Origin of the sequence: Solidesulfovibrio carbinolicus (assembly GCF_004135975.1) — a bacterium.
Taxonomy (GTDB): Bacteria; Desulfobacterota; Desulfovibrionia; order Desulfovibrionales; family Desulfovibrionaceae; genus Solidesulfovibrio; species Solidesulfovibrio carbinolicus.
Genome location: NZ_CP026538.1, coordinates 1,044,072 through 1,058,136, shown reverse-complemented (window position 1 = coordinate 1,058,136; position 14,065 = coordinate 1,044,072). Strand labels below are relative to the sequence as shown.

The window sequence follows — 14,065 nt, the reverse complement described above, 5'->3', positions numbered from 1 at the left end:
GAGCAAGCGAAGGACTTCCGCTTCCGAGTCCGCAGATCTCCCGGCTATCGGGAGCAAAGCGGCGGCGTCGCGGCTTGCCGGCCGGACCGGCCCGGCGGTCACCCGCCGGCTTGCGCCTAGACGCCCGCCTTCTGGAGCAGGGCGCGCACGGTGTCCGTGGGCTCGGCGCCGCGCGCCAGCCAGGCCCGTACTTTATCACCATCCACTTTTATCTCGGCCGGGTCAACCATGGGGTTGTAATAGCCCAGGTATTCCAGGGCGCGGCCGTCGCGGCGGGTTTCGGAATTCATGGCGACAATGCGGTAGAACGGGCGCTTCTTGCAACCCATGCGGGTCAGGCGCAGTTTCATGGCCATAACGTGTCTCCCCTTTATGTGGTGGACGATTTGCTGTTGTGGAAGCCCGCGAACCTTGCGGCTAGCGTTTTTTCCGTTTTTTCCGTTGTTCTTTCTTCTTCTTGGCGGCGGCCCGGGCGCTTTCGATGGCGGCCTTGCTCGGCGCGGGCGCCCCGCCCATGCCGCCCATGCCCGGCGGCATCCCAGGCATTCCGCCCATGCCGCCCATGCCGGGCATTCCCGGCATCCCGCCCGGGGGCATTCCGGGCATCTTCATCCCAGGCGGCATCTTGGGCATGGAGGGCATCCCCTTGCCGCCCATCATGCGCTGCATCATCTTTTGCATCTGGGTGAAATTTTTCAGCAACTGGCTGACTTCCAGGACCGTCACACCCGAACCCTTGGCGATGCGTTCCCGGCGGCTGGTGTTGATCAGCTTGGGATTGTCGCGCTCGGCCTTGGTCATGGAGTTGATGATGGCCTCGACCCGAGCCATCTCCTTTTCCGGCATCTGCACGTCGCCGAGCTGCTTGCGCACCTGGGACATGCCGGGAATGAGCTTCAATAGCCCTTCCAGGGAGCCGAGCTTTTTGATGCGGCGCATCTGGGTGCGAAAGTCTTCCAGGGTGAACTGGGCCTTGCGCAGCTTGCGCTCCATCTCGGCCGCTTCATCGGCGTCGACGTCGGTCTGGGCTTTCTCGATGAGCGTGAGAATGTCGCCCATGCCCAGGATGCGCGAGGCGGCCCGGTCGGGATAAAAAAGCTCCAGATCGGAGACCTTTTCGCCCGTGCCCACGAGCTTGATGGGCTTGCCCGTGACCTGGCGCACGGACAGGGCAGCGCCGCCCCGGGCGTCGCCGTCCATCTTGGTCAGGACCACGCCGGTGACGTCCAGGCGCTCGTTGAAGGCGGCTGCCACGGTGACGGCGTCCTGGCCGGTCATGGCGTCGGCCACGAAAAGGATTTCCCCGGGGGCGCAGCCGGCCTTGATGGCGGCCAGCTCGTCCATGAGGGTTTCGTCGATGTGCAGGCGGCCGGCGGTGTCCAGCAACACCACGTCGTGGCCGGTGCGCTTGGCCTCGGCCAGGGCGGCGGCGCAGATGGCCACCGGGTTCTGGTCCGGGGTGGACGGATACGCCTCGATGTCGAGCTGGGAGGCGAGCTTGTGGAGCTGGTCGATGGCCGCCGGGCGGTAGACGTCGGCCGGGACCAGATAGGGCTTGCGCTTGAATTCGCGGCGCAGCTTCAGGGCCAGCTTGGCGCAGGTGGTGGTCTTGCCCGAGCCCTGCAGGCCCACGACCATGATGACGGAGGGCGAACCGGACAGGTCGAGGTCGGTGGCCTGCCCGCCGAGGATCTCGATGAGTTCCTCGTGGACGATCTTCACCACCTGCTGGCCGGGATTGAGGCTCTTGAGCACGTCCTGGCCGACGGCCCGTTCCCGGACGCGTTCGACGAAGTCCTTGACGACCTTGAAATTGACGTCGGCCTCAAGCAGGGCCAAACGCACTTCGCGCAACGCGGTCTGGACGTTTTCCTCGGTCAGCCGGGCCTGGCCCCTGATCTTGCGGAAAACGTCTTCGAGTCTGTCTGTAAGGCTGTCGAACATGGTCCTGGCGCACCTCGGTAAAGGGCAAAGTTTGACTTGATAACGGCAAGTGGTCCAGACGTCAAGAGGCCGCCGGGACCGGCCCGGCGGCTGGAAAAAAAAGCCCCGTCCGGCGAGCGGACGGGGCCATGGCGTCTTTCAGTCGATGCCGGGCGTCCGAGGACTACCAGCTGTTGCGACGGGGACGGTCGTTGTAGCCGCCGGCGCGGGGTTGGCGCTCTTCGGCTTCGTTGACCCGCAGGTCGCGGCCGCCGAAGTCCTTGCCGTTAAGGCCCTGCATGGCGGCGTCGGCGCCGTCGGAAGCCATTTCCACAAAACCGAAACCGCGCAGACGGCCGGTTTCACGATCCACGATCAGCTTGACCGAGGTCACGTCGCCGTAGGCGGCGAACAGGTCGCGGATTTCGTCTTCGTTGGTGGAAAAGGGCAGATTGCCGACATAGAGTTTCTTGGACATCGCGTTGCGCTCCAGATTTCGGGCTAACTCTTCAAAGGTCGTCGGGAGCTTGCAAACACGCAGGTCCTCGGAGACTGGGAAAAAGACTTAGCCAACATTGTAAGATGGCGAGAACTACGCATGGGGCGCACCGCTGTCAATGATTATTTCCGCAAAGCGCCGCGCCAAGCCCCTGCCAGTCGAGCTGCTGCAACAACCGGGTGTCGCGCAGCACCAATCGGTTTTGCAGCGCCGCCTCCCTGGCGTCGCTGTCAATGACCCCGTAAAAGGGCAACAACACGGTAAAAGCCTGCAATTGGGCGATGCGCGGCAACGGCAAAACGTCATGAGGCCGGGACACGTCGGGACGCTCCCCCGCCAGACAGGGCGAGCCAAAAACAATGTACTCCCGGCAAGCCAGGGGCCGCAGCGGATAGACCGCGCAGACGCCATCCACAAGAAACGGACAAGGCTCCTGGCGTTGCGCCAAAAGCGCCCGCCCCACCGCCAACGCCGCGTCGCCGCGCAGATGGCTCAGGGCAAACCACCGCAGCCCCTGCGCCTCGATGGTGGAGACCGGTATAAGTTGGCTGCAACAGGCATGGCATTCAGGGCCGCAAGCCGGCGTACGCCTTGAGCCCGCGATTGCCCGAGCCACGCCCTGATCAAGGATGGAGCAGGCCTCGATCAGCGCCGTGAGCCAGGGGAGACGCGGGGCGGCTTCACGTACCCGCCGCAGGGACAGCACAGGCATAGTGACGCCACACTACGTTACACCCGGCCAATGTCAAAGTCGCGGAACTAGCCCCGAATGGCCCGGGCAAACCCCGCTTCCGAACGGTTGATGACCGCTTCGTCCACGCAGAAGGCCAGCCGGAAATAGCCCGGCATCCCAAAACCGCGTCCCGGCACGGCCAGGACGCGTTCCTTGGCCAGACGATCCAGAAAGACCAATTCGTCGGCGTCGGGCGACTTCGGGAAGAAATAGAACGCGCCGCGCGGCATGATGAACTCGTAGCCGGCCCGGGTCAGCACTCCGGCCATGGCCGCCCGGCGGCGCTCGTAGATGCCCCGGTCCACTTCCTGGCCCAGGGCCCGCAGCAGCAAGGCCTGGCCCACGGCCGGCGCGTTGACGAAGCCCAGGATGCGGTTGGCGAAAACCAGCCCGGCCACGAGCTGCTCCCGGCCTTCCATGAGCGGCGACACGACCACATACCCCACCCGCTCGCCGGGCAGGGACAGATTCTTGGAAAACGAGCCGATGACCAACGAATAGGGATACAGCGGCAACACCGAGGGGACGTCCGCCCCGTCGTAGGCCAAAAACCGGTAGGGTTCGTCGGCCAACAGATAAATGGGGCGCTCGCGGCCGGCCGAGGCCCGGGTCAGCATAGCGGCCAGTTCGGTGAGCGTCTCCTTGCTGTAGACCATGCCGGTGGGGTTGTTGGGCGAATTGATGAGCACCACCCGGGTGCGCGGGGTGATGGCCGCTTCCATGGCCGCGATGTCCAGGTCGAAATCGGGCTTGGTGGCTACGGGTTTGAGGACGCCGCCGGAATTGCCAGCGTAGAAGCCGTATTCCACGAAATACGGGTTCGGGCAGATGACTTCGTCGCCCGGAGTGAGGACGGCCCGGAAAAAGCAGTTGATGCCGCCGGCTGCGCCGCAGGTCAAAAGCAAATCCTCGGCGGCTATGGCGATGCCCTGCTCCTTGGAGAGGTGCTCGGCCAGGGCGGCCCGCACGGCCGGATAGCCGGGATTGGGCATGTAGCCGAAGGCAAAGGGCTTGTCCGCCTGTTCGGCCAGCTCGGCCAGGCACTCGCCGACCACGGCCGGCGGCGGCAGGTCGGGGTTGCCCAGCGAAAAGTCGCACACGGCGTCTTCGCCGTATTGTTTTTTGAGCTCCAGCCCGTGTTCGAAAATCTTGCGGATCCAGGCGCCGCCGGACAGGAATTGTTCCATTTGCTCGGTGACCAGTTTCACGGCCGACCCTCCAAAAAAAGTGTCCGGCGAGCATGGCGCAAAAACCGGAGCGACGCAATATGGTAACGAGATCGGCGGCGTTTCGCGACAGACTAGAAAAAAACAATTCCCTCCCGGGAAAGTTTGGTTTATGGTCTTCGCCTCACGGCGCTGCCTGCCACTAATCCCTATCTTCGCGAGACTCCCATGACCGAGGCGAAAAAGCCTGAAATCCTTGCCCCAGCGGGTGATCCCTATTCGTTTCTGGCGGCCGTGGCCGCCGGGGCCGACGCCGTCTACTGCGGCCTCAAACATTTCTCCGCCCGCATGCTGGCCCGCAACTTTTCCACCTCCGAGCTGGCCGCACTGGCCGAAATGGCCCGGGGCCGCAACGTGCGCACCTACGTCGCCATCAACACCCTGCTCAAGCCCGACGAGGCCGACAAGGCCGGACGCCTGATCTCGCGCCTGGCCGCCGACGTCGGACCCGACGCGCTCATCGTCCAGGACCTGGGCGTGGCCGCCGTGGCCCGGCAAGCCGGCTACAAGGGCGAACTGCACCTGTCCACCCTGGCCAACGTCAGCAGCCCGTCGGGTCTGGCCACCCTGCCCGCCTACTCTTTCTCCCGGGTGGTGCTGCCGCGCGAACTGACCGTTGACGAGATGCGCGAGATGGCCGAAGCCGCGCCCAAGGACCTTTCCCTGGAAGCCTTTGTCCACGGCGCGCTGTGCTACAACGTCTCGGGGCGCTGCTACTGGAGCAGCTACCTCGGCGGCAAGTCGGGCCTGCGCGGCCGCTGCGTCCAGCCCTGCCGGCGCATCTACGACCACAGGGGCCAGAAGGGCCGCTATTTCTCCTGCCAGGACTTGAGCCTGGACGTGCTGACCAAGGCCCTGCTCACCATTCCCGAGATCACGGCCTGGAAGATCGAGGGCCGAAAGAAAGGCCCGCACTACGTCTACCATACCGTGGCCGCCTACAAGCTGTTGCGCGACGCCGCCGACGACGCCTCGGCCAAGAAAATGGCCGCGAGCTTCCTGGAGCAGGCCCTGGGCCGGCCCGGCACCAACTACAACTTCCTGCCCCAGCGGCCGAAAAACCCCATCGACACCAAGGAGCGCACCGGCTCGGGCATGCCCGCCGGCAAGCTCACCCGGGGCATCAAAAGCGGCCAGTGGAACCTGTCCACCCGGGTGGGCCTCATGCCCGGCGACCTGCTGCGGGTGGGCTTCGAGGACGAACCCGGCCACCGCGTGGTCAAGGTGACCCGCACCGTGCCCAAGGGCGGCCGGCTGACGCTGACCTTCGACGCCTCCGAAAGCCGACCTGAGTCCGGCATCCCGGTCTTTTTGATCGACCGCCGCGACCCGGCCCTGGCCGCCAAGATCGCGCCCCTGGAAGCCGCCCTGGACAAAATCGCCCCGCGTGAGGCCAAGCCGTCGGAATTCGTCGCCAAGCTGCCCAAGCCGGCCAAGCCGTTTCGCAGCGAGCCGCTGTCCTTAAGCGTGTGGCGGCACCCCGACATGCGCAAGGAAAAAAGCCCCTTTGGCGTGTGGATCTCCACCCACCGGGCCCAGAATCTGCCCCTTGGCCGGGCGGCCATGGTCTGGTGGTGGCTGCCGCCGGTCATCTGGCCCGATGAGGAAAGCGAATTTAGAAGCCTCATCGCCGCCATCGTCAGCCGGGGCGGCAAACGCTTCGTCTTAAACGCCCCCTGGCAGACCGGCCTGTTCCCGGACGGAGCCAAGGGCCTGGACTTCTGGGCCGGCCCGTTTTGCAACGTTGCCAATCCCCTGGCACTGGGCGAACTGGCCCGAAACGGCTTTTACGGCGCGTTTGTTTCGCCGGAGCTGTCGGGCGAGGAACTGCTTGGCCTGCCCAAGACCTCCCCGCTGCACCTGGGCGTCGTGGCCAAGGGCGCCTGGCCCCTGGGGCTGTCGCGGGTGCTCTCGGGCGAGGTCAAGACCTGCCTGCCCGTCATCAGCCCCAAGGAAGAGGCGTTCTGGGCCGTCAAATATGACCGCACCTATTGGCTTTACGCCAACTGGGAAGTGGACCTCTACCGCCACCGCGAGGCCCTGGTGAGGGCCGGCTACTGCGTCTTCGTGGACCTGCGCGAGCCGCTGCCCAAGGAAGTCAACCGGCGCGACCGCACCAGCCACTTCAACTGGGAAATCGGGTTGCTGTAATGGCACGGCCGGCCAAGCTCTGCATCGCCATGGTGGGGCTGCCGGCCATGGGCAAGTCCACTGTCGCGGCCAAGATCAAGGAAAACCTCGAAAAAGACGACATCAAGGTCGGCATCTTCAACAACGGCGACGTGCGCCGGCGCATGGTCGCCGGCAACACTTCCCATGCCGGCTTCTACAACCCGGACAACGCCGACGCGGCGGCGCTTCGCGAACGCATCGCCGCCGTGAGCATCGCCGAGGCCAAGGCCTACCTGACGGCCGAAGGCCAGATCGCCATCCTCGACGCCACCAACGTCTCCCGCAAACGGCGGGAGACGTTGCGGCAAAGCATGGCTCCGCATCCCATCCTTTTTATCGAGTGCATCAACGACGATCCCGAACTGCTGGCCCTGTCCGTGGCCCGCAAGACCCGGCTGCCGGAATTCGCCCATCTGCCCCAGGATGAAGCGGCCAAAAGCTTTTTCTCGCGCATCGGCTACTACCGCCACATCTACGCCCCGGCCGACGAGGCCGGCAACCTCGTGCGCCTGGACACCCTCAATAACCGCATCATCGCCGAACGCGTCCACTCCGACGTGCCCCACTACGGCCGCATCCGCGACCTGCTCATGTCGGACTGGATCAAAAACCTCTTTCTCGTGCGCCACGCCGAGAGCGAATACAACCTGGAAAACCGCGTCGGCGGCGACTCCAGCCTGACTGAAAAAGGCCGGCGCATGGCCTGGGCCCTGTCTCGCCACTTCATCGGCACGCCCTTGCCCTACGTCTTTACCAGCACGCTGACGCGCACCCGGGAAATGGCCGAGCCGCTCCTGGAAACGCGCAAGGGCACGACCATCCACCACGCCTTCAAGGAGTTCGACGAAATTGATGTGGGCGAATGCGACGGCCTGAGCTATGCAGAGATGGAGCGTGCACGGCCGGAACTCTTCGCCGCCCGGGCGCGCAACAAATACAACTTCGTCTATCCCGGCGGCGAAGGCTACGCCACCATGGCCGGCCGGGTCTATCGCGGCATCAAGAAAGCCATTTATTTGAGCGGCAACTCCGAATACATCATGATCATCGGCCATCAGGCCGTCAACCGCATGATCCTCTCGGACTTCCTGTTCCGCCGCGCCGAAGACGTGCCCTATATTTTTATCCCCCAGGACAAGTACTTCCACATCGTCTCGACCCAAAGCAAGAAGCTGTTCGAACTGCGCAAGTTTTAGGGGGAGAGGGACAGGAAGAGGGAGGAGAAGAGGAAGATGCCTCCGGCGGCCGGGGGCCTGAGGCCCCCGGACCCCCCACTTGGAGAAAGGTTTATAGGGCGGCCCTGTCGCCGGACCGTGCACGGCCGGGGACGCCGCCCACCGCAACGTGTGCTTCTTGCCCTGGTGCGCACGCAACGCGGCGCAACGGCGTCGCTTGCCCTCCCGCCTGTTCCCAGCCCGACATCCCAGCGCCCTTCCCGCCGCCCCCTTCCCCTGTCCAGCCGCTGCGCCTCCCCGGAAACCCTCCCGGAGGCCATCAGGATTTTGGAGACACGCGAAAAGAACACCATTTCGCCATGCCGACACAATCCTGAACAGCACGGAACTATCTCCATAAAACGCCGACACTGAAAGTCATTCCTCCGCAACAACCAAATTTCTCGCAGTTTATTACACGAATAAAAATATTACATCAGTCAAGTAACAATAATTATAGCACAGGTATGCACACTTAAATTTGAAATACGAGGCCAATAGCACCACGGACGTCACACCAACCCACTGGTTACACACGGATAAAAAAAATTTCTATATAAACTTCCCTGCTCATGGGCCGATAAGCCAGGCAGACGTCAACCTTGCCTTGCAAGAGGAGAATCACCATGAGCACGGATCTCATCAGCAATTCGTACAGCAGCACGACCACGTCCCTGAGCAGCCTGATCAGCTCGTCGAGCACCAGCTCCACCGAATCCTCGGCCACGGACAGCCTGGCCTCGGGGCTGTCCATCAAAGGCGACGGCGGCGACTTTTCCAAGGGGGCCAAGGCCATGCAGCAGCTCAAGGACTTGGCCAGCTCCGACCCGGACAAGTTCAAGGAAGTGACCCAGCAGATTTCCGACAAGCTCTCCGAAGCCGCCGACGGGGCGTCCGATTCCAACACGGCCAAGATGCTGTCCTCCATGGCGGAACAATTCGCCTCGGCGTCCTCGTCGGGTTCCATGGATTCCCTGACCCCGCCCTCGCCCCCTTCCGGCGGCAACGGCGCCCAGGGCCAGGCTGCCCAGCAGTACGCCAAGCAAAGCGGCGACAATCCCATGGCCACCATGGACAGCATCATCTCCAGCGCCCTGTCCGGCGTCGGGTCCACCGAGGCCTAGCGTCGTCCCCGGCGACGGCGCGGGTGCATCGCCACGCGACCTGCCATGGTTTCAGGGAGCTGCCGCTAACGCGCGACATGACCGTTTCGAGGACGCGACGCCCGGGCCCCACCACAGTTCAAGAGAAAGCGCCCCGCCTCCCGGCTTGACCGGAAGGCGGGGCGCTTTGTTGCACGGCTGTCGCCAAGCGAAAATCAACGTCTGTTCGCGGGGAGGTCCGTGGGTCGGCGCAGCCAATGCCCGTCGAAATCCCCTTAACCCTTTTCTTCAGTCGGGGGGTCTGGGGGCCTCAGGCCCCCAGCCGCCGGAGGCATCCCCCTGCCCTACTCTCCCCGCGTCTTCTCTCCCATCCCCGCTACAACCCGCCCAGCCGGACGTCTCGTCCCAGCAGCGCGTTCTCCAAGGTCAAAGCTTCGGCGGGCGGGTGGCGGTGGGCGAGTTCCTGGAGATCGTCGAGATAACGCCTCGCGTGGCTCAAATAAAACGACAGGGCCGGGGCGAACTTGCGCCCGACCAAGCCTTCGATGAACAGCCGGCTGATTTCGCGTTCGCGCAGCAGCACGTACTGGGACAGCAGAAACATGCGCCGCTCCTCGGCCGACATGGAGCGCATGGCCCGGGCCAGCACCGTGCGGGCACGCGGCTGATACATCCAGAAATAGAGGAAGTCCAAGGCGTTGACGATGACGATCTTGTCCAGATCGCCCTTCTGGGAGCCGATGGAATTGATGAATTCCTTGGGCGTTTCCAGGAGTTTGGCCACGTCGTCGCTGGGATAGAGCAGCTCCAGCAGCGAGTAGGTGTCGTAGAGTTGCTTGAATTTCTCGCGGTAGTCGCGAAGGCGCATGCGCACGTACTTGGAGCGGTCGGCCAAGCCTTCGATGCCGGCGGCCACGCAGTCCGAGGCGAATTTGGAGACGATGGCGGCAAAGGGCTCAAGCGCCGGCTCGGGGTCGGGCAGGCCGCCCTGGATGAGCAGCCAGGCCAGGCCTTGGTTGAGGCCGTAAGCCAGGGGAATGGACAGCACGGACCTAAACAGGTTGCCCACGGCCGCCGACTTGGGCAGCCCCCGCAGCAGATTGTGGCTGGCCAGATACAGGCCGTTGGCCACGGCCATGCAGGCGAAAAGCAAAAGCGGCGCGCTGGAGGTGGTGACGCCAAAGCCCTGCCCCAAAACCAGCGTGCGCACCACGATGTCCAAAAGCGGCACGGAAAAGCCCGTGAACATGAGCGAATCGGCCAGGCGGTCGAAGCTCACGTAGTCTTTCCAGGTTAAAAGCGGCGAGCGGCGCAGGCCGCCGCTGCCGAGCACCGCCTGGATAACGTTGCGCACGCCCGTGATGCCAAACCAGATGAAAGGCCCCAGCCAGGCCAGGACCCACCAGGAGTTGATGCTGGCAAACGAGGCGGCGGCCACGGCAAAGCCCAGGCCGATTTTCAGCACGTTCTTGATGGTGTTGCTCAGATACCGCCAGGACAGCCCCAGAGGCCGGCGCAAGGCCTCGGCCCGGGCCAGATAGCGCTGGCTGGCCTTTTGCTGGATGCCGCCCAGGGTGTGGATGTTGGCGGTTTGCGGCGTGGCCTTGAAATAGCGTTTGCCCACCCACTCCAGCACGTAGCGATAGCCGGCCAGGCGCAGGCCGGGCAGGCCGCGCAGGAACCGGAAGAACCGGGCCGAAAGGTCGCTGGAAAATTCGTCGGGCAGGGTGCTCACCCGGGGCGAGACGGCCACGCCCACGGGGATGGCCCGGCGAAGGCTCATCCCAGGCCGCTTTTCGCGGCGGGCCAGGCGCTTGCGGGTCCGGGCCGGCAGGGTGTCGGCCACCACCAGCCCCATGCCGTGGCAGCGGGTGGATTGGCCGGTGGAGTCGGTGCCGATGCGGGCCGCAAGGGGCCGGGCGCGGTAGGCGGCGGCGATGGCGGCCACGTCGCGGCGCAGATCGCGCAGGTTGGCGGCGGTTTCGGCGTCGCCGCCGGCTTCGGCCGCGTCGGCGGTGCGGTTTATGAGGCGCTTTAAGGCCACCACGTTGCCGGCGTTGACGATGGAAATAAGGGCCAGGGCGTCGCCGCCGTCGCCGCCGCCGGTTTCGAAGACGCGCAGATTAAACGCGTCGCAGCCGGTGATGTCGCCGCGACAGGCGAAAAGGGCCAGCAGCACGTCGGCAAAGGGCATTTCGGCCGTGCACAGGGCCAGACTGTTGCCGACATGCAGGGCGTGTATGCGGCGGGCCAGTTCGGCCACGTCCACGGTCAGGCGCTCGGGCAAGGTCTCGCCGTCTTGGGGGGCCTCGGGCGGCGCGATGTCCGGGTTGGCGGCCGGGGACAGGTAGTCGTCCAAGAGCGACTCCACGTCCAGGCTGTCGCGTTCGGCCAAAAGCGGACAGGCCTTGCCGGCGGCGGCCGAGTCCATGGTTTCGCCGGCCTGGGCGTCCAGCAGCGGGGCCAGGGCGTCGCGGATGAACCGGGCCAGATGCAGCAGGCTGGCCTGGCCCGATCCCACGAAGGCCAGGAACTCTTCGTGATCAAGGGGCGGCAGGTCCAGGCCGTAGCGGTCGCGGATGGCCTGGCGGTGGCGGGCGTTGAAGGCGGCCAGCACGGCCAGGACATGGCGCTGCTCGCGAAGCGACAGCTCGAAGCCCTCGCGCATGAATTCGCGCACCCCGGGCTTTTTGAGAAACGCGGCGAAATCCTCGGGTTGGGTGAAACCGCGCGGGGACCAGACAAGCTTGACGTGGCCGGCGCGATGCCGGGCCAGGCATTCGATGCCGATGTCCACCCGCATGTCCATGATGGCGGCGGCTTCCAGCAGCTCGGCGGCGGTCTCCGGGCGCACGAAATGGTAGTGGATGACCGTGAGCCGTCGGATGCCCTTGATCCAGGCGTCCATGATGAGATGGGTGGGCGATTTGCGGCCCTTGGTGTTGGCGTCGTGGACGTGGTCGTCAAAGGCGATCTGGTTCCACTCCTCGGGCATTTCCAGGAGATGGTACTCGGCCAGGAGCTTTCGCACCACCCGCGGCCGGCCGGACACGGCGCTGCGGAAATCGTGGGCCAGCTCCAACTGGCGGCGCGGCGTGTCCCGGGAGCGCACCAGTTCCTTCATGATCTGCAGCAGCACCCGGGCGGTGTTTTTCTCCAAGCCCGACTCGGCCGCGGCCATGACCTCGTCGCGCAACGACCGCAAGGCGGTCAACCGGTCGCCGGCCATGCCGGCCTCCAGGGACCCCAGCAGATGGATGACGGCGTAGGCGATGCGCAGCCCCTTGGGCGCGGCCATTTCCTTGATGCCGTGGGGATGCAGATACGGCGCGAGCAGGCGTTTTAAGCTCGACGAGCCGCGCCGGGCCAGCACGTCGTTGACGATGCGCAGCAGTTCGTAATCGCCGGCGTCGAAACACAGGCGCGAGAGCGCCGAGCGCGGCACGCCGTCCAGGGCGTGGGCGCTGGCGTTGGCTTCGGGCAGCGGCGGAATCCCCTGATCCGGGGGTATGTTATGCGTCATAACCTTGTCTTATTTTTCACAATATGACTACCGTTTCCCCCTGTCCGCGTCAAGGGGGCGGCCGGAAAAGCGGTGCGTCGTACAAGGGAAGCGATTGCCTTGGCCGGCCGGATTGTTCATACTGTGTTCTCGGACGGGAAGCGGTTTGTCCGTCCAAGGCTTTGGAGGAACGAGGAACAATGACCAAGCGTAAAGCGCCGGCCGCGGCCCTGGGCGTGGTGCGGGAAGCGGCGGGACGCATCCGCGAGATTGAGGCCGAGGCCGGCCGGCTGCTCCACGAGGCCGGGGACAAGGCCGGGTACATACGGTTGATGACGGAAAAGTGCCTGGTGCTCGAAGGCCTGCCCGACGAGGCCGACGAGGCCCTGGAAGGCAGCGCCGTTGACGGCTCGGGCGCGCTTTTGTCCGGGCTTGAAGACTTCGCTCGCCGGGCGGCCCTGGCCCTGCAGCTGGAAAGCCCGTTTTTCATGAGCGCCCTGCTCTATCCCGAAGACTACCGGGACGGCGACCCCAACGATCTGGAGCGGTTTATTGACCGCTTCGAGGCGGCGTAAGCGCCATGCAGGTCTTTTCGCCCATCGCCATCAACGGGATGCGGCTTAAAAACCGCTTCGTGCGCTCGGCCACCGGGGAAGGGATGGCCAACGCCGACGGCTCGGCCTCGGACCGGCTGGAAGCGCTGCTCAAGACCCTGGCCAAGGGCGATGTGGGGCTGGTCGTCTCCAGCCACGCCTATGTGGAAAAGCGCGGCCAGGCCCGGGCTTCCCAGCTTGGCGCGCACAGCCCGGACATGGAGGCCGGCATCGCCCGGCTGGCCCGCATCGTCCATGCCTACGGCGGCCGGTTTGTGGTGCAGCTGGCCCACGCCGGGCTGCGGGCCGACCCGGAGGTGACCGGTCAAGCGCCGCTTGGGCCGTCGGTTCCCGAGGACGCCGCCGCCGGCCAAGCCATGGAAGCCGAGGATCTGGCCCGGCTGGAAGCCGCCTTTGGCGCGGCGGCGGCCCTTTGCCGCGACGCCGGGGCCGACGGCGTGCAGATTCATGCCGCCCACGGCTATGGCCTGAGCCAATTCCTCTCGCCGCGCACCAACCGCCGCACCGGCGCGTATGGCGGCTCGTTGCAAAATCGGGCCAGACTGCTGCTGGAAGTGCTCGGCGCCATCCGGGGCCGCATCGGCCGGGAGTATCCGGTGCTGGCCAAGATCAACAGCGACGATTTCATCGCCGAGGGCTTCACTTCGGCCGAGTGCGTCCAGGTCGTCTCCTGGCTGGAAGCGGCGGGTCTCGACGCGGTGGAACTCTCGGGCGGGGTGTTCGAATCCGGGCGGCTCAATTTCTCGCGCCCGGGACGCATCGCCATTCCCGACGGCGAGGCCTGGTACCGCGACACGGCCCGGGCCGTCAAAGCGGCCGGGGTGACCATGCCGGTGATCCTGGTCGGGGGCTTGCGCAGCCTGCAAACCTGCGAGGACATCGTGGCCTCGGGCGACGCCGAGTTGGTGGCCATGTCCCGACCGTTTATCCGCGAACCCGCGCTCGTTGCCCGCTGGCAGGCCGGGGACACGGCTCCGGCTGCCTGCGTCAATGACAATCTCTGCTTCGCTCCGGCCCGCTCGGGCCAGGGGCTTTACTGCGTCACCGAGGCCAGACAGGGGGAACGGCCGGAATAACGG

The 14,065-nt window shown here is 65.3% G+C and carries 11 protein-coding genes; 5 read left to right on the top strand and 6 right to left on the bottom strand.

The window, feature by feature from the left end:
- Positions 1–116: 116 nt before the first annotated feature.
- The 5 genes from rpsP to C3Y92_RS04670 form a co-directional block, all read right to left on the bottom strand.
- On the bottom strand, positions 117–356 hold the full coding sequence (rpsP, locus tag C3Y92_RS04690; RefSeq protein WP_006922265.1) for a 30S ribosomal protein S16: 240 nt from the start codon (positions 354–356) through the stop codon (positions 117–119).
- A 61-nt stretch (positions 357–417) separates the two neighbouring features.
- Positions 418–1,944: a signal recognition particle protein gene (ffh, locus tag C3Y92_RS04685; protein WP_129349949.1), complete on the bottom strand. Its 1,527-nt coding sequence runs from the start codon at positions 1,942–1,944 to the stop codon at positions 418–420.
- A gap of 163 nt (positions 1,945–2,107) precedes the next feature.
- Positions 2,108–2,401 (bottom strand): RNA recognition motif domain-containing protein, encoded by a 294-nt coding sequence (locus C3Y92_RS04680; protein WP_129349947.1) that lies wholly within the window; start codon positions 2,399–2,401, stop codon positions 2,108–2,110.
- A gap of 136 nt (positions 2,402–2,537) precedes the next feature.
- Positions 2,538–3,134 (bottom strand): YkgJ family cysteine cluster protein, encoded by a 597-nt coding sequence (locus tag C3Y92_RS04675; RefSeq protein ID WP_129349945.1) that lies wholly within the window; start codon positions 3,132–3,134, stop codon positions 2,538–2,540.
- A gap of 47 nt (positions 3,135–3,181) precedes the next feature.
- Positions 3,182–4,363: a pyridoxal phosphate-dependent aminotransferase gene (locus tag C3Y92_RS04670; RefSeq protein ID WP_129349943.1), complete on the bottom strand. Its 1,182-nt coding sequence runs from the start codon at positions 4,361–4,363 to the stop codon at positions 3,182–3,184.
- A 186-nt stretch (positions 4,364–4,549) separates the two neighbouring features.
- On the opposite strand from C3Y92_RS04670, the gene C3Y92_RS04665 reads away from it, so the two are divergent.
- The 3 genes from C3Y92_RS04665 (at position 4,550) to C3Y92_RS04655 (ending at position 8,891) form a co-directional block, all read left to right on the top strand.
- Positions 4,550–6,532, top strand: a complete 1,983-nt coding sequence (locus tag C3Y92_RS04665) for a peptidase U32 family protein (protein WP_129349941.1) — start codon at positions 4,550–4,552, stop codon at positions 6,530–6,532.
- The gene (locus tag C3Y92_RS04660) at positions 6,532–7,749 is read left to right on the top strand and encodes a bifunctional nucleoside/nucleotide kinase/histidine phosphatase family protein (protein WP_129349939.1); all 1,218 of its coding nucleotides are present in this window, start codon (positions 6,532–6,534) and stop codon (positions 7,747–7,749) included. The genes C3Y92_RS04665 and C3Y92_RS04660 overlap by 1 nt, the downstream gene beginning before the upstream one ends.
- 644 nt (positions 7,750–8,393) lie before the next feature.
- A complete protein-coding gene (locus C3Y92_RS04655) occupies positions 8,394–8,891 on the top strand; it encodes a hypothetical protein (RefSeq protein WP_129349937.1) in 498 nt (165 codons plus the stop codon).
- Between the two features lie 355 nt (positions 8,892–9,246).
- On the opposite strand, the gene C3Y92_RS04650 is transcribed toward C3Y92_RS04655, so the two are convergent.
- Positions 9,247–12,393, bottom strand: a complete 3,147-nt coding sequence (locus C3Y92_RS04650; RefSeq protein ID WP_129349935.1) for a hypothetical protein — start codon at positions 12,391–12,393, stop codon at positions 9,247–9,249.
- A 179-nt stretch (positions 12,394–12,572) separates the two neighbouring features.
- On the opposite strand from C3Y92_RS04650, the gene C3Y92_RS04645 reads away from it, so the two are divergent.
- Complete coding sequence (locus tag C3Y92_RS04645) at positions 12,573–12,947, top strand: hypothetical protein (protein ID WP_129349933.1); 375 nt, start codon at positions 12,573–12,575, stop codon at positions 12,945–12,947.
- Between the two features lie 5 nt (positions 12,948–12,952).
- Positions 12,953–14,062, top strand: a complete 1,110-nt coding sequence (locus C3Y92_RS04640; RefSeq protein WP_129349931.1) for an NADH:flavin oxidoreductase — start codon at positions 12,953–12,955, stop codon at positions 14,060–14,062.
- Positions 14,063–14,065 lie beyond the last annotated feature (3 nt).

Coding starts and splice junctions, on each gene's coding strand:
- rpsP (WP_006922265.1), bottom strand. CDS start 356: ATGGCCATGAAACTGCGCCTGACCCGCATGGGTTGCAAGAAGCGCCCG.
- ffh (WP_129349949.1), bottom strand. CDS start 1,944: ATGTTCGACAGCCTTACAGACAGACTCGAAGACGTTTTCCGCAAGATC.
- C3Y92_RS04680 (WP_129349947.1), bottom strand. CDS start 2,401: ATGTCCAAGAAACTCTATGTCGGCAATCTGCCCTTTTCCACCAACGAA.
- C3Y92_RS04675 (WP_129349945.1), bottom strand. CDS start 3,134: ATGCCTGTGCTGTCCCTGCGGCGGGTACGTGAAGCCGCCCCGCGTCTC.
- C3Y92_RS04665 (WP_129349941.1), top strand. CDS start 4,550: ATGACCGAGGCGAAAAAGCCTGAAATCCTTGCCCCAGCGGGTGATCCC.
- C3Y92_RS04660 (WP_129349939.1), top strand. CDS start 6,532: ATGGCACGGCCGGCCAAGCTCTGCATCGCCATGGTGGGGCTGCCGGCC.
- C3Y92_RS04655 (WP_129349937.1), top strand. CDS start 8,394: ATGAGCACGGATCTCATCAGCAATTCGTACAGCAGCACGACCACGTCC.
- C3Y92_RS04650 (WP_129349935.1), bottom strand. CDS start 12,393: ATGACGCATAACATACCCCCGGATCAGGGGATTCCGCCGCTGCCCGAA.
- C3Y92_RS04645 (WP_129349933.1), top strand. CDS start 12,573: ATGACCAAGCGTAAAGCGCCGGCCGCGGCCCTGGGCGTGGTGCGGGAA.
- C3Y92_RS04640 (WP_129349931.1), top strand. CDS start 12,953: ATGCAGGTCTTTTCGCCCATCGCCATCAACGGGATGCGGCTTAAAAAC.